Source organism: Streptomyces iconiensis, assembly GCF_028657195.3.
Lineage (GTDB): Bacteria > Actinomycetota > Actinomycetes > Streptomycetales > Streptomycetaceae > Streptomyces > Streptomyces iconiensis.
Window position 1 is genome coordinate 1 of record NZ_JANCPR020000056.1, and the last position, 18968, is coordinate 18968.

The following is an 18968-nucleotide window of genomic DNA, read 5'->3' on the forward strand; positions in this document are numbered from 1 at the left end:
GTCCGGTCCTGTCCGTCCTGCTCGGCCAGGCGGACGCTCCGTCCCCTCGCGCAGGAAGCTCAGCGGCGCTCCAGCCTGAGCCGGGTCTGGCGTTCCTGATCGCCGGCCACCGTCATCTCCTCGCGTACCGCGAACGCGTCCTCCAGGACGCTGCGGAGCCGGTCGACCGCCTGGGGCGAGCCCTGCAACTCGGCCGCGACCGGGGTGCCCAGGGCCACCGCGCTCGCGCGCTCGTCGCCCGGGGTCACATCGAACTGGGCCATCCATACGTCGGGGCCCGTGCCGGTTCCCGCTCCGCCGGCCGCCGCCGGGTCCCAGTCGCTGCGGTAGAGCGCGCCCAGCATGCCGAACACGGCGTGGGCATCCTCCTCACCGCACTCGCTGAGCTGCACCGTCACCTCCATCACCCCACTCGGGGTCTCGCTCTCCACGCTCGGTCTCCTTCCTGCGCCGGCTTGCCCTGCCCGTTTCGGTTCCTGTGTGCCTCGTACGTGGTCCTGGTCGCTACGGGGAGTCCCGTTGTGCCGCGGATTCCCACGGGGCAAATATCGGCCCGTGAGTACCCGTTCCGTGTGACCGCAACCGGCGATTCACGGGGTGGGCAGCGGAAGGACCTGGGTGAGTTCCGCCGGGGGCGTGGCGGACGGCCTGGCCTCGACGTGGCTGCGTACGCGGTAACGGCTCCCGCCCGGGTCGCCCGCCGGGTGCAGCCGCACCGTGACGGGCCCCGCGAACGTGTAGCGCCGCTCGGCCGCGTGCCGCCGCACCTGCGCGGCGAGCTGGGGCGCCAACTCGGCGCTGTGCACGTCGAGTCGGCGGTGCGTCTCATGGGGCAGCTCGATGGTGAAGAGGTTGGGTACGAGGGTGCGGCCGTGGCCCACGATCATGGCGTTGTCGTCGCACTCCTTACGCAGTACGGCGACCACCTCCATGGGCTTGTGCCGCGGCCCGCGTACGAAGGTCCACACGTTCGCCGCCCACCGTTCCATCGCGCGTTCGAAGCCCTCGATCATCATCCTCATCGCCGTCCGCCGCCCAGTCTCGTTCCGTCCGCAACCACTCATTCCGGGTAACGCGGTACGCCAACCCCGGGCACGCCTCCAACCGGGTCACTCCCGTGGCGTGCCAGGGCTGTTACGCGGGTCGGGCGCGTGCGCCCGGGTCAGAGCGCGTGGCCGCCCGCGACCTGGAGCACCTGGCCGCTGACCCAGCGGGACTGGTGGGAGGCGAGGTGCACGACGGCGTCCGCGATGTCCTCGGGCAGCCCGACGCGGCGCAGGGGGATACGGGGCACGACCTGCTCGATCAGGTCGTCCGGCATCCAGCCGGTCTGTACGGGGCCGGGCGCGACGGCGTTGACGCGGATGCCGTGCGGGCCCAGATCCAGGGCCGCTGCGCGGGTGAACGCTTCGAGTGCCGCCTTCGAGGTGCCGTAGCCGACCTGCCCGGGGAAGGCGCGGGCCGCGTCCGTGGAGATGTTGACGACCGCCGCCTCCCTGCCGCGCCGCGCGAGTCCAGCGGTGAGCAGTGCGGGCGTGAAGGTGTTCACGCGGTAGGTGCGCTCCAGGCCTTCGAACGTCAACTCCGCTGTCCCGTCCGGTACTTCGCAGTGCGCCGCGTTGTTCACCAGGACGTCGACGGGGCCCAGCCGCTCGGTCACCGCGTTCAGCAGGTCGCCCGCGGCGTCCGGGCGTGAGAGGTCGGCGGGGAAGGGCGCCGCGTCCTCGGCGCCGTCCTCGCGCAGCGCCCGCACCAGCGCCTCGGCCTGCTCGGCACGCGCTGTGGTGTGCGCGTAGGACACGCCCTCGGGATTCTCCCCGCCCCGATACCAGTGCGCCGCGACCTTGGCACCCTGGCGGGCGAAGGCGCGCGAGGTGGCTTCACCGATGCCGTTGACGGCGCCTGTGACCAGGACGGTGCGTCCGGAGAGTCCCGTATCGATCATCGCCTCAGCCTGCCAGCGTGCGGCCGGACCACTCAAACGGGTTTCCCGTCCCGTGTCGCCCGCTCGCCTCAGCCCGCCCGGAGTTCACACCGGGTCCTCGCCCCGCAGCCTGGCCTGTGCGGCGGCCAGGTGCTCGGCCTCCGATCCGGGGGACCGTGCGAGCAGTGCGGGAAGCGCCTTGTCGAGCGTGCCGGCGACGCGGTGCAAGGGCGCCCATACGGCGGGGTCGTCCACGGCGTCGCCGAGTTCCGATATCTGGAGCCGTTCCAGCCAGTCCGACAGGACCAGCGCCTCGTCGGGAGTCAGACTGATCGTGATCCGGGGCTCGTTCACCGTGCCGCTCTCCTCCAGCCGGTCGATGAGAGGTCTCAAGTGTCCCTGTTACGGGGCGGCGGGGCGGCGAGAAGGCCAGAACGTCCCGCCCGGCTACGGGGCCGGCGGGCCCACCGGCCCCGCAGCGCCGTCGGGGCGCAGGCGTGAGCCGACGCGGCCGAGGGCGCGGGCGAGGACCGTGAGCTCTTCCTCGTCCAGGACGTCGATGAGCGAGGCACGTACGGCCGCGACGTGGCCGGGGGCCGCCTCACGGAGGGTTCGGCGGCCGGTGGGGGTGAGAACGGCGAGGACGCCGCGTACGTCGGTGGGGCAGGAGCGGCGGGTCACGAGGCCGCGCTTCTCCAACTGGCCCACCTGGTACGTCAGTCCGCTCTTGGACGTGAACAGCCCCTCGGCGAGTTCGGTCATCCGCACCTCGCCGTCGGGCGCCGCCGCGAGCCGCACGAGGATCTCGTACTGCGGATGCGACAGCCCCGCGTCGTCCTTGAGCTGCTGCTCAAGATGGCGGGACACCCGGCTGGTGGCTTCGAGGAAGCCCTGCCAGGCCGCCATTTCGTGCTCGTCGAGCCACCTGGTCTCAGCCATGGGGCCATCCTACGCGGTTGTTCAAATTCAAACCGTCTTGTACGGTCGCCCCGGCCGTCGGTTCGAATTTGAACTACATGTCCCATGCAACGGAAGAACCGAAGCACCGAGTGGCCGAGGCACCGAAGCCGAAGCACGGAAACACCGCAGAACCGGCCGCATAACCGGCCGCAGAACCGCACTTCAGACCGTCCCGCTCCGACGTAGGAGGCTCCGCTCATGTCGTCCCCCCACGCCACACTCCCCACCCCTGGCGCCGATCCCGCAGCCGCGTCCGCGAACCGCACACCGGACGGCGCCGCTTCCGCCGCGCCACTCCCGTACGACGTGGGGCTGCTGGTCCTGCGTCTCGCCGTCGGCCTGATCCTCGCGGCGCACGGTGCGCAGAAGCTGTTCGGCTGGTTCGGCGGCGGAGGTATCGAGGGCACCGTCGGGTTCTTCACCTCCGTCGGCTACCCCTCGGGCAAGACGATGGCCGTGGTCGCCGGGCTCACCGAGACCTTCGGCGGCCTCGCCCTCGTACTGGGCCTGCTCGCGCCGCTCGCCGGCGCCGCGGTCTTCGGCACCATGCTCAACGCGCTGGCCGTCAAGTGGGGCGGCGGCTTCTTCGCGCCCGACGGCGTCGAGTACGAGCTGCTGTTCATCGGGGGCGCAGCCGCGCTCACCCTCATGGGCCCCGGACGCCTCGCCGTCGACCGGCTGCTCCCCGTGCTGCGCACCCACCGGCTTCTCCACGGTGTCGCCGCGCTGCTGCTCGGCGCCGTGGTGGCGGGCGCCGTCCTGCTCGTCCGTTCCTGACCGGCCGACCGCCCGTTCCGGGTCACCGTCCGTTCCCGATCACCGCCCGTTCCTGACCGGCCGCCGCATGGGCCGCCCCCGCCTCACCCGTCGTACGCGCGTGCCTTTCGCCGTCCGCGCGGAAGCGCTCCCGGTCGTCCGTGCGGCTGGTCGCGCCTTCGGGGCCGCTCGCACAGCGTGACGGTGTGAGTACCCTGACGTACGGGATGCGTACGTCACGGCTTTCGGGTGGGGGCGGTATGGGCTTCGGGTTCAGGCGGCGGAGCTCGGCTCTTCCGTCAGAGGTCACCAGCTTCGTCGGACGGCACGAGGAACTCGCCCGCGTGGACGGGCTGTTGCGCAGGGCCCGGCTCGTCTCGCTGGTCGGTCCCGGCGGCGTCGGCAAGACGCGGCTCGCACTGCGGGCAGCCGCCGCCGTCAAGGACACCTTTCCCGACGGGCTGTGCCTGGCCGAACTGACGCAGCTACGGGACGCCGAGCTGCTCCCCGCGACCCTCGCCTCCATGCTCGGGCTGCCGGAGACCAGCGGCAGGGAGCCGCTGGACCTGCTCGTCGAGCACCTGCACCGCCGGTGCATGCTGCTCATCCTCGACACGTGCGACCACCTCGTCGACGCCTGCGCCCTCTTCGCCGACCTGGTGCTGCGCGAGGCGCCAGGCGTCACCGTCCTCGTCACCAGCCGCCAGCCCTTGGACGTGCCCGGCGAACACACCTACGTCGTCCCGCCGCTGGAGGTCGAGGAGGGCGAGAGCGGCGGCGGCCTCACGGGCGCCGACGGCAGCGCCGTCGACCTGTTCGCGCAGCGCGCCGCCGCTGTCGTACCCGGCTTCCGGGTCACCAGCAGCAACCGTTCCGAGGTCGTGGCCCTGTGCCGCCGTCTCGACGGCATCCCGCTGGCCGTCGAGCTGGCGACCGTACGGCTGCGCGCGCTCTCGCTGGCGCAGCTCGCCGCGCATCTGGAGGATCGTTTCCGGGTGCTGACCGGCGGCAGGCGTACGGCGCTGCCGCGCCATCAGACGCTGCGCACCACCATCGGCTGGAGTCACGAGCTGTGCTCGGCCGAGGAACGACTGCTGTGGGCGCGGCTGTCGGTGTTCACCGGCTCCTTCGACATCCGCGCCGTCGAACAGGTCTGCGCCGGCGGCGATCTGACGGGGCGCGCGATCGTGCAGCACCTGGTCGCACTCGTGGACAAGTCCGTCGTCCTGCGCGTGGACGACGAGAGCCTGCCGCGCTACCGGCTGCTGGACACCATCCGTGAGTACGGCGCGGAGTGGCTGGCCAGCATCGGCGAGGAGAAGGAGTGCAGGGACCGGCACCTGGCCTGGTTCCGCGCGGCGGCCGAGCACTTCCACGCGCACAGCGCCGACGCCGGCCAGCGGCGGCTGACCCGTGACATCACCCGCGACCTGCCCAACTTCCGCCTCGCGCTGGAGTACGCGTACTCCTTGCGCGAACGCCCCCATGAGGCGCTCGCGCTCGCCGCGGCGCTGTCGCCCTACTGGACGTTCCACTCCTCCTTCAGCGAGTCACGGCACTGGCTGCGCCGCGGCCTGGAGCTGTGTACGGAGCCGACGGCCGAACGCGCGGAGGGGCTGTGCCACCTCGCGCACCACACCGTCGTCCAGGGCGGGGCCGGCGCCGCGATGCCGTATGTGCGGGAGGCGGCGGAGATCGCCGAGCGCCTCGACGACGAGCGGCTGCGCGGCCTGGCCACGCACTACCTCGGCTTCGTGCACCTGATGAGCGGCGACACCGAGCGTGCGGGTCCGTGCATCGCCGCGGCCCGCCCCCTGCTGGCGGCGGCGGGCGAACGGCACCAGCTGGCGCTCAGCTTCGTGCACGAGGCGGTACGCGCCGCGCTCCTCGGCCGCAGCGACCTGTCGGTGCGCAACGAGCGGGAGTACGCGCGCGCCTTCGGACAGGAGGCGCGGGCACTCGCACAGAAGGCGCGGGCTCTCGCGCAGGAGACGGGGGAAGAGAACTTCTTCCGCAGCTACCTGCGCTACTTCCACGGTCTCGCGCTGTGGATCGAGGGCTACCGCGAGGAGAGCGCGGTCCCGCTGCGCGAGGCCGTACGGCTCAAGGCGGCCGGGGAGGAGCCGGGCGGTACGGCGGTGTGCCTGGAGACGCTGGCCTGGCACGCCGCCGATGCCGCGCGCTATGTGCGTGCTGCCTGGCTGCTGGGCGCGGCCGACGCGTTCTGGCAGCGCGACCTCGAACTCATGTGGGGCGTCGAGAGGCTGACCGCCTTTCACGGCGAGGCGATGGCCCGTGTCACCGAGGCGCTGGGGGAGAGCCGCAGGGACAAGCTCATGCGGCGCGGGCGCGCGCTGCCCGTCGCCGAAGCGGTCGAGCTGGCGGCCTCGGACCGCGAGCACCCCAACGCGCCGGCGCCGGGCGGGGGTTCGCAAGGCACCGGACATGCGGTTCTCACCTGCAGGGAGCGCGAGGTGGCGGGTCTGGTGGCCGAGGGCCTCACCAACCGTGAGGTCGCAGAGCGCCTCGTCATCTCCAAGCGCACGGCCGACGCGCACGTCGAGCACATCCTCAGCAAGCTCGGCTGCTCGGCACGCGGCGAGATCGCCCCCCTCCTGGCCCAGCCACCGGCCGCCGCGGGCGGACGCTGACCGTTCGGGGTCGTATCCGGGTCGTATCCGGGTTGGTCGGGCCGTTCGGGGTCGTTCAGGGCCACGGCTGCGCCGCACCTGACCGGACAGTGCCCGGCCCCCGGGTCCGCCCCCGTCCCCGGGGGCTACAGGTGGGCGCTGATCGCGGGCATCAGGTCCTGGAACGTACGCCCGTCGGCGGGCACCCCGATGGCCTGCATGTCCCAACCCGTGGCCGTGCGGTGCACCTTGGCCATGATCTGCGCCGTGACGGGGCCGCCTCCGGTGAGGGTGTGCCGGGCCAGCTCCTCGCCCGTCGTCTCGTCGACGAGGCGGCAGAAGGCGTTCTGGACCTGCTCGAAGGTCTGGCCGGTGAAGGAGTTCACGGTGAAGACGATCTGGTCGATGTGCGCGGAGACCCGCTCCAGGTCCACCAGGATCGACTCGTCGTCCCCGCCCTGACCCGCGCCGCCCGTGAGGTTGTCGCCGGTGTGGCGCACGGAGCCGTCCTCGCTGCGGAGGTGCTGGAAGAAGACCACGTCGGCGGGTTCCCCGCCGGCGAAGAGCACGGCCGAGGCGTCGAGGTCGATCTCGCGTGCGGTGAGCTTGGCCAGGAAGCCCCTGCGGGGAGCGGCCTGCCAGCCGAGCCCCATCCGTACGACCGTGAGGGAACCGCCGTCGGCCTTGGCCAGGCTGATCCGCTGGCCCTTGGCCAGGTTGACGCTCATCCGCTGCCCTTCCGGACTCTCAGGCGTGACACTCGGAGATGACGCTGCCCGGGCCGACGGGTGCGCGGCCCGGGCAGCGATGCTGTACGGGGATTACTACTACAGCACTGTAGAAACTAACAGGTTCCCCGCCGTTTGTAAGCACCGGCCCGCCGTCTCCCGGCTGCGGGTGTCCGGGGCGCAATCCCCGATCCGGGTGGCGGGCCACGCCAGGGTGAATCGCACAACGGCCGCCGCACCGGCGGCCGTTGCCGCGTCGGCCCCTTGACCCCGCACTCGAACTTCCGGACGACGGCGACCACTTGAGGGCCCGTGACATCGCCCCGAGGAGCGTCGTTTCCCGAGCATCCATCCGAACCGGCGTCAACCGAGGAGGAGCCATGCGTCCACGCACCCGTCGCACCGCCCCGTACCCCGTATTCGAACGCGGTCACCACGGTGACCACCAGGGCCGCGGGGGGTGGACCGGGTGAGCGCGGTGGTGGAGCGGCACCGGCGGGTGGTCGACCTGTTCGTGCTGATGCACAGGGACGACGGCCGGGTGCTGCTGCTGCGCCGCGCCGGCCAGGTCTACGCGAGCGGCCTGCTCGCGCCCCCGAGCGGGCACCTGGAGGCCGGCGAGACCGTGCGCGAGGGCGCGCTGCGCGAGGCGTACGAGGAGGTGGGGGTGACCATCGCACCGGGAGACCTGGAGTTCTGCCACCTCATCGACCACCGGAACCCGGAGGGGTGCCAGCGCCTCGGTGTCGCCTTCACCGCACAGCGCTGGAGCGGCAGACCGTACAACCGCGAGCCGCACCGCCACTCCCAGCTCGTATGGGCCGAGCCGGCGCGCCCGCCCGCCGACTGCGTGCCCTACACCTCGGCGCTGCTCACCCGCTTCGCCGAGGGGGCGCTGCTCTCCACCGACGGCTACGGCGACGGCCACGGCTACGGCCATGGCGATGGGTACGGCGATGGCTACGGGCGCGGCTGCGGTCGGGGATACGGTCAGGGGTGAGTCACCCGCACGGGTGCGGCGCACCGCGCGTACCTCGCGCACCGTGGCCCATGGGGCACGTGGTGAGGCGGGGCCGAGTCCGTACTGTGAGGCAGCCGGAACAATGAGTCCCTTTTCTTCGTTGTTGACTCTGCACTAGCGTGCTGTTTTTACTAACGCATTACGCTGGACGCAAGGCCGTGCCGTGCGGCCATGGAGGAGTGAGATGAGGAGCAGCAACCCGGTCTTCTCGCGACGGGGGTTCAGCCGCGACAACGGCGGCTACGCCGGTTTCCACGCCCAGCAGCCGCAGGCCGGGAACCCGTACGCGACCAACCCGTACGCACAGCAGCAGACCAACCCCTACGCGCAGCAGACACAGACCGCGGGGCAGCCCTACGCCACCCCGCCGGCAGCGCCGCCGCAGGCAGCGCGTATGACGATGGACGATGTCGTCGCCCGTACGGGTATGACCGTCGGCCTCGTCGTCGTCATGGCGGCCGTGGCCTGGATCACGGACATGTCGCTCGGACTGGCCATCGGCGCCGCGCTCGTCGCGATGGTGCTGTCGCTCGTCCAGGCGTTCAAGCGCAAGCCCGTTCCTGCGCTGATCCTGGCCTACGCGGCCTTCGAGGGCCTCTTCCTGGGGGCGCTCAGCAACTTCGTCGACGGATACGTCAACGGCGCTGCGATGCAGGCCGTGCTCGGGACGATGGCGGTGTTCACCGCCGTCCTGGTGATGTACAAGACGCGGATCATCCGTGTCACCCAGCGGTTCTACCGCTTCGTGATGGCCGCCGCGATCGGCTTCGTGCTGCTCATGGCGGTCAACCTGCTCTTCGCCGTCTTCGGCGGCGGTGACGGCCTCGGCTTCCGCAGCGGTGGCATGGGCATCCTCTTCGGCGTCATCGGCATCCTGCTCGGCGCGTGCTTCCTGGCGCTGGACTTCAAGCAGGTCGAGGACGGCATCGCCTATGGCGCCCCGAAGGAAGAGTCCTGGATGGCCGCGTTCGGGCTGACCCTCACCCTGGTGTGGATCTACCTGGAGTTCCTGCGGCTGATCGCCATCCTCCAGGGCGACTAGCGCAATGACCGCGGTGGCTGCGGTGACCGCGGCAACCGTGGCGCATACGCGGCGACGGGCGGCGTGACCGCCGGAGCTGAGCCGGGCCGGGGCCGGCTGTGAGCCCCGGCCGCACGGACGCTGAGAGGGCCCGGAAGGCAGTTGATGCCTTCCGGGCCCTCCCGCGTGTCCAGAGCTCCCTAAAGGTTCCGTGCGGCGCGCCGCAGGTCGTGTTCGTGGATGATCGCCTTCGCGTGTCCGTAGGCGAGGTTGTGTTCGCCCCGAAGCCAGCTCACCTTTTCCTCGAAGCGGAAGAGCGAGGGGCCTTCGTCGACTGTGCGGAGCCAGTCGGAGATTTCACGACCGGTGCAGTGGGGAATGCGGGAGAGCAGGTTCCGGTGGGTCTCTTCGGAGAAGACTTGGGACATCGGCGCCTCCGGACGCTTTCTTAGTGAGTCCTTGACGCCACGTTGCCTGAGCGTTGGGGCGTTGGCAACAGTCCGACGGCGGCGCTTAGAGTTGCGGGGTGCCCGCTGTCGATACGTCCCCGCTGATCAACTCCGCCGAACGGCTGGCCGACCGGCTCCGCGCGATGCCGCAGAGCGCTCTGCGCAAGGGCGCAGCCGATGTGGGGCTCACCCTCGCTCGTGAACTTTCCGCGCGGGCACAGCGGTTGGAAGGCGCCGCCGCCGCTGGGCCGGCCGGTCCGGGTGATCCCGCCGGGCCGGGTGGTGCGAGTGGTGCGCCGCGGGTCATGCCCGACGCGGGGGTCTTCGCCGTGGGGGACCAACTCTCCGTCGCCACACACGATGTCGCGCTCGCGCTTGCCGCCGCGCCCGCTGACGAGGCTGTGCCCGTGCTCGCCGAGTGCGTTGCCCTTGTACGGGATGCCGCTCGCGCCCTCTGAGGGACCCCGCCTCGCGTCACCCCCGGCCTGTGCGGGCTCGGCACCGCCGGACATGTGCGGTGTGGCCGGGCGCCGGTGAGGCGGAGGAAAGAGGCGGCGCGGGGCCGGTTGTGTGGCGGCTGGCGTGTGCGGCGGCTCAGTGGGAGGCGATGACGCGGTCGGCCAGGAGGTAGGCGGTGTCGCCGTTGGGGAAGCCGAAGGTGAGCGCGTAGGAGCCGGCGACGCCTGAGCCGCCCATGAGGACGGGGGGTTCGCCGAGGCGCAGGGCCTCTGAGAGCGCCTCGCTGGTGGCGCGGTGGCCCGGGGAGAGGCAGACGGTGGTGCCGTCGGCGAAGACGTACACGTCGAGCGTGCCCAGCGGTCCCGGCCGTACGTCGGCCAACGGGGTGCGCGCGCCCGCGAGTTCGGCGAGCCGGTCCACCGTGCGCTCATGGTCGGCGACGGTCGGCGCGGTCGAAGGGGCCGGCGAGTGCACGGGGTCGCCGTTGAGGTTGAAGTCAGGGTGCGAGGGGTGGCGGCGGCGTGCGGCAGCCAGGCCGGGGGGCTCGATCTCGGGTTCGTCGCCTTCGAGGGGCCCGTGCGTGCCCTGTACGTCGACGTCGCCCTCCTCGGGACCTGCCTGGCGCGGGATGAAGATCTCCCCCGACTCTGAGTCGTCGTATCCGCTCGCGTCCGCGAACGCGTCGAGCTGGTCGGCGAGATCGCCCTGCGCGACCTCGTACTCCGTGCCGTGTCCCGCGAGCAGCGAGCCCGATTCGGGGCCGGCGTCACGTGCTTCCTGCGCGGCCCAGAAGGCGCGCGCCTCGGCGAGTTCGCGTTCGCGCTCCTCCGCGAGCGCCTCGGCGACCGCGGCGCGGACCTCGCACGCCTCGCGGGCGTGCGGAACCCCGTGTGTGGCCGTGCGGGCGCGCTCCGCCTCAAGCTGGCAGCGCAGGGCGTTCAACTGGCCGCGCAGCCCGCGCGCGGTGTGCAGTGCGGCCCCGCCCAGCGCGGCGGCCAGGGCCGCGGCGCACAGCAGGATGAGGGATATGGCGCTCACTGACGTACTCCCGGTTCCGGTTCGATCCCCCTGAATTCCTACAACAGCGTTGGCGCGAATGCTCTCCGACCGTAGTGCAAACCACTCCGAAGTGGACAGGTGGCAGGGGCGTCGTTATCTGAGCGCACCGCTCTGACCTGCGGATATGTCGCGCCCCCAGGGTGTATATCACATCCTGGGGGCGCTTCGGTCTCGCTGATGTATAGCCCGGTTCCGGCGTGCGCCTGGCGGCAATTCGGTCCCGTGCGGGCCCCGGTGAAGCGCAGCTCAAGGCGCGCTCAAGGCGCAGCTGAGGGCTCAGCCGAGGGCTCAGCTCATGCGTTCCAGGACCATCGCCATGCCCTGTCCGCCACCCACGCACATGGTCTCCAGCGCGAACTGCTTGTCGTGCCACTGGAGCGAGTTGATGAGCGTGGTGGTGATGCGTGCGCCGGTCATACCGAAGGGGTGACCGACGGCGATGGCGCCGCCGTTGACGTTGAGCTTGTCCAGGTCGATGCCGAGGTCCTGGTACGAGGGGATCACCTGCGCGGCGAACGCCTCGTTGATCTCGACCAGGTCGATGTCCCCGATCGCCATGCCCGCGCGGGCCAGCGCCTGCTTCGACGCCTCGACGGGGCCGTAGCCCATGATCTCGGGGGAGAGCGCGGAGACGCCGGTGGAGACGATCCGGGCCAGCGGCGTCAGGCCCAGCTCGCGTGCCTTGGTGTCCGACATGACCACGAGCGCCGCCGCACCGTCGTTGAGCGGGCAGCAGTTGCCGGCCGTGACCAGTCCGTCGGGCCGGAAGACGGGCTTGAGGCCCTCGACGCCCTCCAGGGTCACGCCGGCGCGCGGCCCGTCGTCCTTGCCGACCACGGTGCCTTCAGGCGTCGTGACGGGGGTGATCTCGCGCTCCCAGAAGCCGTCGGAGATGGCCTTCTCCGCGAGGTTCTGCGAGCGCACGCCGAACTCGTCCATCTCACGGCGGGTGATGCCCTTGTGACGGGCGAGGTTCTCGGCCGTCTGCCCCATCGCGATGTAGACGTCCGGCACGTCGTTGTTCTCGCGCGGATCGGTCCAGCCCTCGCCGCCCTTCTCCGCACGCGCCGCCGTACGGGCCTCGGCGTCGGCGAACAGCGGGTGGTGGGTGTTCGGCATGCCGTCGGAGGACCCGTTGACCTGGCGCGAGACGGCCTCGACTCCCGCCGAGATGAACACGTCGCCCTCGCCTGCCTTGATGGCGTGCATCGCCATGCGGGTCGTCTGGAGCGACGAGGAGCAGTAACGGGTGATCGTGCAGCCCGGCAGATGGTCCATGCCCATCTGCACGGCGACGACCCTGCCCAGGTTGTGGCCCTGTTCGCCGCCCGGGAGCCCGCAGCCGAGCATCAGGTCGTCGATCTGCGCGGGGTCCAGTCCTGGGACCTTGGCGAGCGCCGCCTGGATGATCTGCGCGGTGAGGTCATCGGGGCGAACGTCCTTGAGGGAGCCCTTGAAGGCGCGTCCGATGGGAGAGCGGGCGGCTGAGACGATCACGGCTTCGGGCATCACGGCTCCTGGAGGGTGTCTGCGGCGACGTACGTATGCTGCGGAAGCTACCGGTACGTAGCGTGCGGGTCACTGCTTGAAACGTGTGACGCGGACCTCTTTCTAAGCGGTTGCTTTTGTGGGGTGGGCTGCTGCTTCCCGGGCAGGCTCAGCCCTCAGCCGTCAGCCTCCTCAGCCCTCAGTCCTCAGCGGCTCAGACCTCACCGCCCTCAGCGTCCTCAGCCCCTTCGGGTCGGAGAGCGCGGGGGGTCGGAGGCCGTGCCTCCGGTGTCGGGGAGGGGCGGGCTGGGTGTCGCCTCTTCCGCCGGGGGCAGCCGCCGCCGCTTGCGGTGCTTGAGCAGCGCCCAGGGGCCGCGCATCCCGGCGACCTCGGTACCGCCCTCGGCCGCTGCCTCCGCTGCGGCGCGGGCGACCGGAAGGATGCCTTCCCTGCGCCGTGCGTCCGGCCTGTCGTCCTCGGTCGGCCACAGGCCGAGCGCGGCGCACAGGGTGGGGAGCACGGCCATCGCGGCGGTCGCGTACCCCTCGGCCGAGGGGTGGTAGTTGTCGGGTCCGAACAGCTCGCGCGGGTTCGCGGCGAACTCGGGCCCGAGCAGGTCGCCGAGCGACACCGTACGGCCGCCCTCCTCCACGACGGCGATGGTCTGCGCCGCCGCGAGCTGCCGGCTCAGCCGCCGCGCGATCCAGCGCAGCGGCTGTCCTACGGGCTCGACGCTGCCGAGGTCGGGGCAGGTGCCCACCACCACCTCGCAGCCCGCTGTGCGCATCCTCGCCACCGCGTCGGACAGATGGCGGACCGAGCGCGAGGGCGGCGTGCGGTGGGTGACGTCGTTGGCGCCGATGATGATGACGCAGACATCGGGGGCCTCGGCGAGGTCCCGTTCGCTCAGCAGCCGCGTGATCTGCCGCTCCAGATCGTCGGACTGCGCGCCGGGCACGGCCACGTTCCGCAGCTCGACCGGGCGTTCGGCGACGGCGGCGAGCGCGGAGGCGAGCAGGGCGCCGGGGGTCTGCCGGGGCCTGTACACGCCCTGGCCCGCCGCCGTGGAGTCGCCGAGGAAGGCGAGGCGCAGGGGGCGTTCGGGGGAGAGCCTGGCGAAGCTGCTGCCGTACAGCCCGTCGGCAGCGGGCGGTTGGTCGTCGGAGCCGCCGACCCTCCGCTTCGCGAGTTGGATCTCGGTGAACAGCAGGCCGATGGCCGCCCCGCCGATCAGACCGATACCGCCGCCTCCATAGGCGGCTGCGGTCGCGATTCGCCGGGCCACTCTCGCGCTCGACGCCTTCGACATCGGCATTGTGCTGTCTCCGCCTCCTGGGATCTCCGTACGGGATGGTGCTGGTGTGGGGGGTGGGGTCCGGGTGCTGCGTGCTGGTCGTGCCGGGTGGGTGCGGGGGTGCCGCTGGGTGGTGCGGGGGTGCTGCTTCTGTGATGCGGTGCTGTGCGTGGGTACTACGGATGGTGCCGGGCGCGGGCTCCATGCGGGGCGATGCGCCGCACGCGCGTCCCTCAAGACTGTGTTGCCCCGCGCGGCCCGGCGTGCAACGCGCCCCCAGCGTGCGCATGTTGCCCAATATGGTGTCGCCACGGGCTCGCAACCACGCGGCCCCACGACTACGCGCGGAGACCACGGTGCAGTATCACGAGTCGATGATCGAGCTTGTCGGCAACACCCCGCTGCTCAAGCTGAACAGTGTGACGGACGGTATCCAGGCCACCGTTCTTGCCAAGGTCGAGTACTTCAACCCCGGCGGTTCGGTGAAGGACCGGATCGCCCTGCGGATGATCGAGAGCGCGGAGGAATCCGGGGCACTGCGCCCCGGAGGCGTCATTGTGGAGCCGACCTCGGGCAACACCGGTGTGGGGCTGGCCATCGTGGCGCAGCAGAAGGGCTATCGCTGCCTCTTCGTCTGCCCCGACAAGGTCTCCATGGACAAAATCAATGTGCTGCGCGCCTACGGCGCCGAGGTCGTGGTGTGCCCGACGGCCGTCGACCCCGAGCATCCCGACTCCTACTACAACGTTTCCGACAGGCTCGTACGCGAAACACCCGGCGCCTGGAAGCCCGACCAGTACAGCAACCCCGACAATCCGCGCTCGCACTACGAGTCGACGGGTCCGGAGCTGTGGCAGCAGACGGAGGGCCGTATCACGCACTTCGTCGCGGGCATCGGCACCGGAGGCACCATCAGCGGAACGGGCCGCTATCTGAAGGAGATCAGTGACGGCGCCGTCCGCGTCGTGGGCGCCGACCCGGAGGGCTCGGTGTACTCGGGCGGTTCGGGGCGCCCGTACCTGGTCGAGGGCGTCGGCGAGGACTTCTGGCCCGACGCCTACGACCGCACCGTGACGGACGAGATCGTCGCCGTCTCCGACAAGGACTCCTTCCAGATGACGCGGCGGCTGGCCAAGGAGGAGGGGCTGCTCGTCGGCGGCTCGTGCGGAATGGCGGTCGTCGGGGCGCTGGAGGTGGCCAGGGGGCTGGGCCCCGACGATGTGGTCGTGGTCCTCCTGCCGGACAGCGGGCGCGGATATCTGAGCAAGATCTTCAATGACGAGTGGATGAACGACTACGGATTCCTGGAGGAGGGCGGAGCCTCCGTGGCCCGTGTGGGGGACGTGCTGCGGTTCAAGGAGGGCCCGATGCCGTCCCTCGTTCATATGCACCCGGAGGAGACGGTCGGCGAGGCGATCGAGGTGCTGCGCGAGTACGGCGTCTCACAGATGCCCGTGGTCAAGCGCGGCGCCGGGCACCCGGATGTGATGGCGGCCGAGGTCATCGGCTCCGTCGTCGAACGGGACCTGCTCGACGCGCTGTTCGCCCAGCGTGCCTCGCTCGACGACGCGCTGGACAAGCATGTGAGCGCGCCCCTGCCGCACGTCGGCGCGGGTGAGGCCGTCGCCGATCTGATGGCGGTCCTGGAGGGCGCAGCCGCCGCTGTCGTCCTCGCGGAGGGCAAGCCGTCGGGCGTGGTCAGCAGGCAGGACCTGCTGGCCTTCCTGGCCGGCGACAGGAAGTAACGCTCCGGCTGCGGCTCCGCTGTTGCGGATGCGTCTGCGGATCTGCTCGCGCCGGTGGACACGGGCGCCGCACATGTGTGTGCGGCGCCCGTGCCGTTGGCGCCCCTCGGGGGCGGGCGGGAAGGTGTGCGGGGCGGGCGCCAAGTGTCATGGCGCGGAAAACCGGGGTTAACACCGGTCGCGCACAGTGGGAATGCCGGCGTCACGGACTTCCGGAGCGGCTCCCGGTCGCCAGCGGCGCCGTACACGCGGCCAGGGTCCCGACCCGGCGCGTGTGCTTGACGGGGACCGTCGTGTCGTCCCGCCCCCGGGTGCGTGAGCGCCGGGGTGCGACGGTCCCCGTTCCGCCGCTCTTCCGCCGTTGCGTGTTGCGCCGTTCCGTCGGTCGTGACGTTCCCCGGCTCCGGCCCCGCGCGGGGCCGGCCGTGCTCATTCCCAGTCGGTCGCCTTGCGGCGGGGCTCGCCGTTGTCGCGTCCCCAGGAGAACCAGGAGCGGCTCGCCTGGAGAGCGTTGACGGCGACGATGCCGATCCAGCAGGAGATCAGGCCGGACAGGCCCGCGTTGACGGCGGCGATGGCGGAGAGCGGAATGGCCAGCACCAGCGAGGCCACGGCCAGACCCAGCCGGGCGCCGAGCCCGTCGGGGTAGGTGTGGGTCTGGGACTGCTGCGGGCGTGTGCTCCCGCGCGCCACCACCATCTGCTGCTCGGCGAGCTGTCGCCGCACGCGCTTGTCGACCACGGTGTCGAGCCGCTGCTCCACCTTCTCCAGGAAGGAGTCGATCAGCTCGTCCTCGTACTCGGGACCCAGCTCCCTGCGGGTTTGCAAGGTCGCGTCGAGTTCCTTCTTCAGCTCAGGGTCGCGGGCGCTCATGCCGTCACATTACGGCGGTCCCAGAGGTCCGGACACGGGGGCTAACCCCCCTGATACCCCGGTACGGAGCCGCCTTGCCCCCTAGGGGACGGTCTGCATAGGGTTATGCAGGGGAGGAGTGTACTGAATAGCGGGAAGCGGGAGGAGAACGGGATGGGCAGTGCGAGCACGCGGTTGCAGACGCTCTTCGAGGGGCACAGGCTGACGCCGACGCAGCGCCGTATCGCCCACTGCATGGTGCGCCGCGCGACCGACGCGCCGTTCCTCTCCAGCGTGGAGCTGGCCGAACTGGCCGGGGTCAGCCAGCCGTCGGTGACCCGTTTCGCCGTTGCCCTCGGCTTCGACGGCTACCCCGCGTTCCGCAGGCACCTGCGCGAGACGGTGCCGCCGGAGGGTGAGCGCGTAGGCAACGGTGACGGGGGTGAGGGCGGCGGGGCACGCGGGGGCCCCGGAGGCTCCGGGGGCACCGAGGGCTCCGGGGGCCCCGGGGACGCTTCCGCGTGCAACGAGTACCAGCAGGCGGTGCACGCCGAAATCGAGAACCTGCGGCACCTGGCCACGCTCCTCGCCGATCCCGCACCCGTCGAACGCGCCGGGGCGCTCCTCGCCGCCTCGCGCCCGCTCCCCGTGCTCGGGCTGCGCGCCGCCGCCGCGCAGGCGGGCGGCTTCGCGTACTTCGCCGCCAAGGTCCACCCGGATGTACGGCTGCTCGACGAGGGCGGCTCGATGCTCATCGACCGCATCGACGCGTGCGCGCGTGCCGGGGCGAGTGCGCTGCTGTGCTTCGCGCTGCCACGGCACCCCCGCGAGACCGTCGAGGGCCTCGACCGCGCGCGGCAGCGGGGGCTCGCGGTCGTCACCGTCGCCGACAGCGCCTTCGCGCCCGTCGCGCGCCCCGGTGACCTGCTGCTCCCCGCCGCCGTCGGCACGGGCCTCGCCTTCGACACGGCCTGCGCGCCGATGCTGCTCGGCCGGGCCCTGCTGGAGGCCATGTGCGACGGGCTGCCCGAAGCGCAGGCGCGGTTGGAGGAGTTCGACGCGAGTGCGAGCGAAAGGGGACTGTTCGCCGAGTGACCGCGCGGGGCGTTGACGCCGGTGCGGCCGTGCGTGAGTGGGGGCGGGGCGTGTGGGCGTTGGGGGTGTCGGGGCCTTGGGGGTGTGTGGCCTGCGTGTAGCGGGTCCTTCAGCCGGGGTCGCGGCCCAGGTAGGCGACCAGGCGCAGGCCCGGTGGTGCCTCGGGCGGTACGGGGACCTCGGGCCCGAACAGGGGGTGCCGTAGCTCGGGGGCCGGCACCAAGTGGTGTGAGACGGGCAGGAGTTCGCGTGCCAGTGCGGCCGGAACCTCGTGGGCGTACTGTCCCGTGGCCCTGGTGATGTCCCAGCCGTGCACGGCGATCTCCACCGCGCCCGTCAGGGCGACGGCCGCCGCCGTCAGGGGCGAGTCGGCGACCGCGATCAGCCGCCTGTCGGGCGCGGCGCTCGCCCACGCGCCCAGCAGTGCTGAGGCACGCCGGCGGAACGACGCCGCCGGGTCCGCCGGTTCGGCGTGCTTCGCCCTCCCCGCGTGCTCCGCCCTCTCCGCGTTCTGCCCTCCCTCCGCGTTCTGCCCTTCCTCCGCGAAGAGGCTCTCGCCTGTGATGCGGTCACCGTCCGGGGTGCGTTCGCCTTCGGTGGTGCGCTCCCGCTGCGGTACGAGCGTGATGAGGCCGCCCGCCATCCCCTCGTGCAGGGCCGCCAGCGAGTCGTCCACGTGTGCCATCAGCATGCCGAGGTCCCAGCCCGCGCAGGGCGTCGGCCGGTCCAGCAGCGCCGGGGTGACACACCGGGCGGCGCCCAGCGCGTAACCGACGGCGCGCTCCAGCAGTTCGGCCGCAGCCGCCGTACGCGCGGCGGCGCGGCTCTCCGGGTCGCGGTGCGGGTGCGGTACGTACTCCTCGTCGCCGCTCTCGCCTCGGAACACGGCGCTACGCGCCGGACATGTCTGCGGTCACCTCGAGGATCTGGACGTAGTTGCCGTCCGGGTCCTCCAGGGTGCCCAGCATGACGTTCTCGCCGGCCTCTTCGACCGGGCGTACCCAGCGTGCGTTGAGCGCGTCGATCAGATGCTTCTCCGTCGCACGGATGTCCTCGACCTGGAAGTTGACCAGCAGCCGGCCCGGTTCGACGGACTTGCGGCCCACGTCGTTCCTGCTTTCGAAGATCAGGTAGGTCCCGCCCAGGTCGAGGGCGAGCACGGGCCCCTCCTTCTCGGCCTCCGGAGCGAAAGCGGCGCGGTACCACTCCCACAGCCTGGCCGGGTCCGTGCTGCCCAGGACGATGCCGCCCACGCACGGGTACTTCGCGTGCTGCTCGGTCCGCTCCGTTCGCTCCGTATTCGCCGGGTCCGCCGGGTTCTGCGTGTTCCGCGTGTCCGCCATGGCTGTCCACTCCTCCTGCGCGCTCGGCCCCTCGGCCGCTGCCGACGTACCTGAGACCGGGGCCGCGCGCGAAACTCATCGCTCCCGCGCGATGAATCCCGTCCCCGGCGGCGGTCGTTGTCCGCGCGGGCCGGGCAGACGCG

At 71.6% G+C, this 18968-nt stretch carries 20 protein-coding genes; 7 read left to right on the forward strand and 13 right to left on the reverse strand.

Annotation, left to right across the window (positions count from 1 at the left end; genetic code table 11):
* Window positions 1–59 precede the first annotated feature (59 nt).
* The 5 genes from NMN56_RS36460 to NMN56_RS36480 all read right to left on the reverse strand — a co-directional run bounded on the left by NMN56_RS36460 (window position 60) and on the right by NMN56_RS36480 (window position 2863).
* Complete coding sequence (locus NMN56_RS36460) at window positions 60–431, reverse strand: hypothetical protein (RefSeq protein ID WP_274046697.1); 372 nt, start codon at window positions 429–431, stop codon at window positions 60–62.
* A 159-nt stretch (window positions 432–590) separates the two neighbouring features.
* On the reverse strand, window positions 591–1022 hold the full coding sequence (locus NMN56_RS36465; RefSeq protein ID WP_274046694.1) for a DUF3662 domain-containing protein: 432 nt from the start codon (window positions 1020–1022) through the stop codon (window positions 591–593).
* A 140-nt stretch (window positions 1023–1162) separates the two neighbouring features.
* Window positions 1163–1945: an SDR family NAD(P)-dependent oxidoreductase gene (locus NMN56_RS36470; RefSeq protein ID WP_274046692.1), complete on the reverse strand. Its 783-nt coding sequence runs from the start codon at window positions 1943–1945 to the stop codon at window positions 1163–1165.
* 84 nt (window positions 1946–2029) lie between these two features.
* On the reverse strand, window positions 2030–2317 hold the full coding sequence (locus tag NMN56_RS36475; RefSeq protein WP_274046691.1) for a hypothetical protein: 288 nt from the start codon (window positions 2315–2317) through the stop codon (window positions 2030–2032).
* A gap of 54 nt (window positions 2318–2371) precedes the next feature.
* Window positions 2372–2863 (reverse strand): MarR family winged helix-turn-helix transcriptional regulator, encoded by a 492-nt coding sequence (locus NMN56_RS36480; RefSeq protein WP_274046690.1) that lies wholly within the window; start codon window positions 2861–2863, stop codon window positions 2372–2374.
* Between the two features lie 219 nt (window positions 2864–3082).
* Between NMN56_RS36480 and NMN56_RS36485 the strand changes: the two genes are divergently transcribed.
* Both NMN56_RS36485 and NMN56_RS36490 read left to right on the forward strand, forming a co-directional pair.
* Entirely contained in the window at window positions 3083–3661 is a 579-nt protein-coding gene (locus NMN56_RS36485) for a DoxX family protein (protein ID WP_274046688.1), read from the forward strand.
* A gap of 185 nt (window positions 3662–3846) precedes the next feature.
* Complete coding sequence (locus NMN56_RS36490; protein ID WP_274046687.1) at window positions 3847–6291, forward strand: ATP-binding protein; 2445 nt, start codon at window positions 3847–3849, stop codon at window positions 6289–6291.
* A gap of 125 nt (window positions 6292–6416) precedes the next feature.
* On the opposite strand, the gene NMN56_RS36495 is transcribed toward NMN56_RS36490, so the two are convergent.
* Window positions 6417–6998: a TerD family protein gene (locus tag NMN56_RS36495; RefSeq protein WP_274046686.1), complete on the reverse strand. Its 582-nt coding sequence runs from the start codon at window positions 6996–6998 to the stop codon at window positions 6417–6419.
* A 469-nt stretch (window positions 6999–7467) separates the two neighbouring features.
* Here NMN56_RS36495 and NMN56_RS36500 point away from each other — a divergent pair, with 469 nt between their 5' ends.
* Together NMN56_RS36500 and NMN56_RS36505 are read left to right on the forward strand one after the other, a co-directional pair.
* Window positions 7468–7998 (forward strand): NUDIX domain-containing protein, encoded by a 531-nt coding sequence (locus tag NMN56_RS36500; RefSeq protein ID WP_274046685.1) that lies wholly within the window; start codon window positions 7468–7470, stop codon window positions 7996–7998.
* A 205-nt stretch (window positions 7999–8203) separates the two neighbouring features.
* Window positions 8204–9061: a Bax inhibitor-1/YccA family protein gene (locus NMN56_RS36505; protein ID WP_274046684.1), complete on the forward strand. Its 858-nt coding sequence runs from the start codon at window positions 8204–8206 to the stop codon at window positions 9059–9061.
* A gap of 179 nt (window positions 9062–9240) precedes the next feature.
* On the opposite strand, the gene NMN56_RS36510 is transcribed toward NMN56_RS36505, so the two are convergent.
* Complete coding sequence (locus tag NMN56_RS36510; protein WP_274046683.1) at window positions 9241–9468, reverse strand: DUF4287 domain-containing protein; 228 nt, start codon at window positions 9466–9468, stop codon at window positions 9241–9243.
* A gap of 164 nt (window positions 9469–9632) precedes the next feature.
* Here NMN56_RS36510 and NMN56_RS36515 point away from each other — a divergent pair, with 164 nt between their 5' ends.
* On the forward strand, window positions 9633–9947 hold the full coding sequence (locus NMN56_RS36515) for a hypothetical protein (protein WP_274046745.1): 315 nt from the start codon (window positions 9633–9635) through the stop codon (window positions 9945–9947).
* A gap of 136 nt (window positions 9948–10083) precedes the next feature.
* On the opposite strand, the gene NMN56_RS36520 is transcribed toward NMN56_RS36515, so the two are convergent.
* The 3 genes from NMN56_RS36520 to NMN56_RS36530 form a co-directional block, all read right to left on the reverse strand.
* Window positions 10084–10986 (reverse strand): hypothetical protein, encoded by a 903-nt coding sequence (locus tag NMN56_RS36520; protein WP_274046682.1) that lies wholly within the window; start codon window positions 10984–10986, stop codon window positions 10084–10086.
* Window positions 10987–11295: 309 nt separating this feature from the next.
* Window positions 11296–12516 carry an acetyl-CoA C-acetyltransferase gene (locus NMN56_RS36525; RefSeq protein ID WP_274046680.1) on the reverse strand — a complete coding sequence of 407 codons (1221 nt, stop codon included), beginning with the start codon at window positions 12514–12516 and terminating at the stop codon, window positions 11296–11298.
* 218 nt (window positions 12517–12734) lie between these two features.
* A complete protein-coding gene (locus NMN56_RS36530) occupies window positions 12735–13811 on the reverse strand; it encodes an SGNH/GDSL hydrolase family protein (RefSeq protein WP_274046679.1) in 1077 nt (358 codons plus the stop codon).
* Window positions 13812–14146: 335 nt separating this feature from the next.
* Between NMN56_RS36530 and NMN56_RS36535 the strand changes: the two genes are divergently transcribed.
* Window positions 14147–15535: a cystathionine beta-synthase gene (locus tag NMN56_RS36535; protein WP_274046677.1), complete on the forward strand. Its 1389-nt coding sequence runs from the start codon at window positions 14147–14149 to the stop codon at window positions 15533–15535.
* A 429-nt stretch (window positions 15536–15964) separates the two neighbouring features.
* Here NMN56_RS36535 and NMN56_RS36540 read toward each other — a convergent pair whose 3' ends face one another.
* Complete coding sequence (locus NMN56_RS36540) at window positions 15965–16408, reverse strand: hypothetical protein (RefSeq protein ID WP_274046676.1); 444 nt, start codon at window positions 16406–16408, stop codon at window positions 15965–15967.
* A 153-nt stretch (window positions 16409–16561) separates the two neighbouring features.
* Here NMN56_RS36540 and NMN56_RS36545 point away from each other — a divergent pair, with 153 nt between their 5' ends.
* Window positions 16562–17482, forward strand: coding sequence for a MurR/RpiR family transcriptional regulator (locus tag NMN56_RS36545; protein WP_274046675.1), 921 nt, complete (start codon window positions 16562–16564; stop codon window positions 17480–17482).
* Window positions 17483–17591: 109 nt separating this feature from the next.
* Here the strand turns inward: NMN56_RS36545 and NMN56_RS36550 are convergent, their stop codons facing one another.
* Window positions 17592–18368: a maleylpyruvate isomerase family mycothiol-dependent enzyme gene (locus NMN56_RS36550; RefSeq protein WP_274046673.1), complete on the reverse strand. Its 777-nt coding sequence runs from the start codon at window positions 18366–18368 to the stop codon at window positions 17592–17594.
* Between the two features lie 4 nt (window positions 18369–18372).
* Window positions 18373–18825 (reverse strand): VOC family protein, encoded by a 453-nt coding sequence (locus tag NMN56_RS36555; protein ID WP_274046671.1) that lies wholly within the window; start codon window positions 18823–18825, stop codon window positions 18373–18375.
* Between the last annotated feature and the right edge of the window lie 143 nt (window positions 18826–18968).

Coding starts and splice junctions, on each gene's coding strand:
- NMN56_RS36465 (WP_274046694.1), bottom strand. CDS start 1,022: ATGAGGATGATGATCGAGGGCTTCGAACGCGCGATGGAACGGTGGGCG.
- NMN56_RS36470 (WP_274046692.1), bottom strand. CDS start 1,945: ATGATCGATACGGGACTCTCCGGACGCACCGTCCTGGTCACAGGCGCC.
- NMN56_RS36480 (WP_274046690.1), bottom strand. CDS start 2,863: ATGGCTGAGACCAGGTGGCTCGACGAGCACGAAATGGCGGCCTGGCAG.
- NMN56_RS36485 (WP_274046688.1), top strand. CDS start 3,083: ATGTCGTCCCCCCACGCCACACTCCCCACCCCTGGCGCCGATCCCGCA.
- NMN56_RS36495 (WP_274046686.1), bottom strand. CDS start 6,998: ATGAGCGTCAACCTGGCCAAGGGCCAGCGGATCAGCCTGGCCAAGGCC.
- NMN56_RS36505 (WP_274046684.1), top strand. CDS start 8,204: ATGAGGAGCAGCAACCCGGTCTTCTCGCGACGGGGGTTCAGCCGCGAC.
- NMN56_RS36510 (WP_274046683.1), bottom strand. CDS start 9,468: ATGTCCCAAGTCTTCTCCGAAGAGACCCACCGGAACCTGCTCTCCCGC.
- NMN56_RS36515 (WP_274046745.1), top strand. CDS start 9,633: ATGCCGCAGAGCGCTCTGCGCAAGGGCGCAGCCGATGTGGGGCTCACC.
- NMN56_RS36525 (WP_274046680.1), bottom strand. CDS start 12,516: ATGCCCGAAGCCGTGATCGTCTCAGCCGCCCGCTCTCCCATCGGACGC.
- NMN56_RS36530 (WP_274046679.1), bottom strand. CDS start 13,811: ATGCCGATGTCGAAGGCGTCGAGCGCGAGAGTGGCCCGGCGAATCGCG.
- NMN56_RS36540 (WP_274046676.1), bottom strand. CDS start 16,408: ATGAGCGCCCGCGACCCTGAGCTGAAGAAGGAACTCGACGCGACCTTG.
- NMN56_RS36545 (WP_274046675.1), top strand. CDS start 16,562: ATGGGCAGTGCGAGCACGCGGTTGCAGACGCTCTTCGAGGGGCACAGG.
- NMN56_RS36555 (WP_274046671.1), bottom strand. CDS start 18,825: ATGGCGGACACGCGGAACACGCAGAACCCGGCGGACCCGGCGAATACG.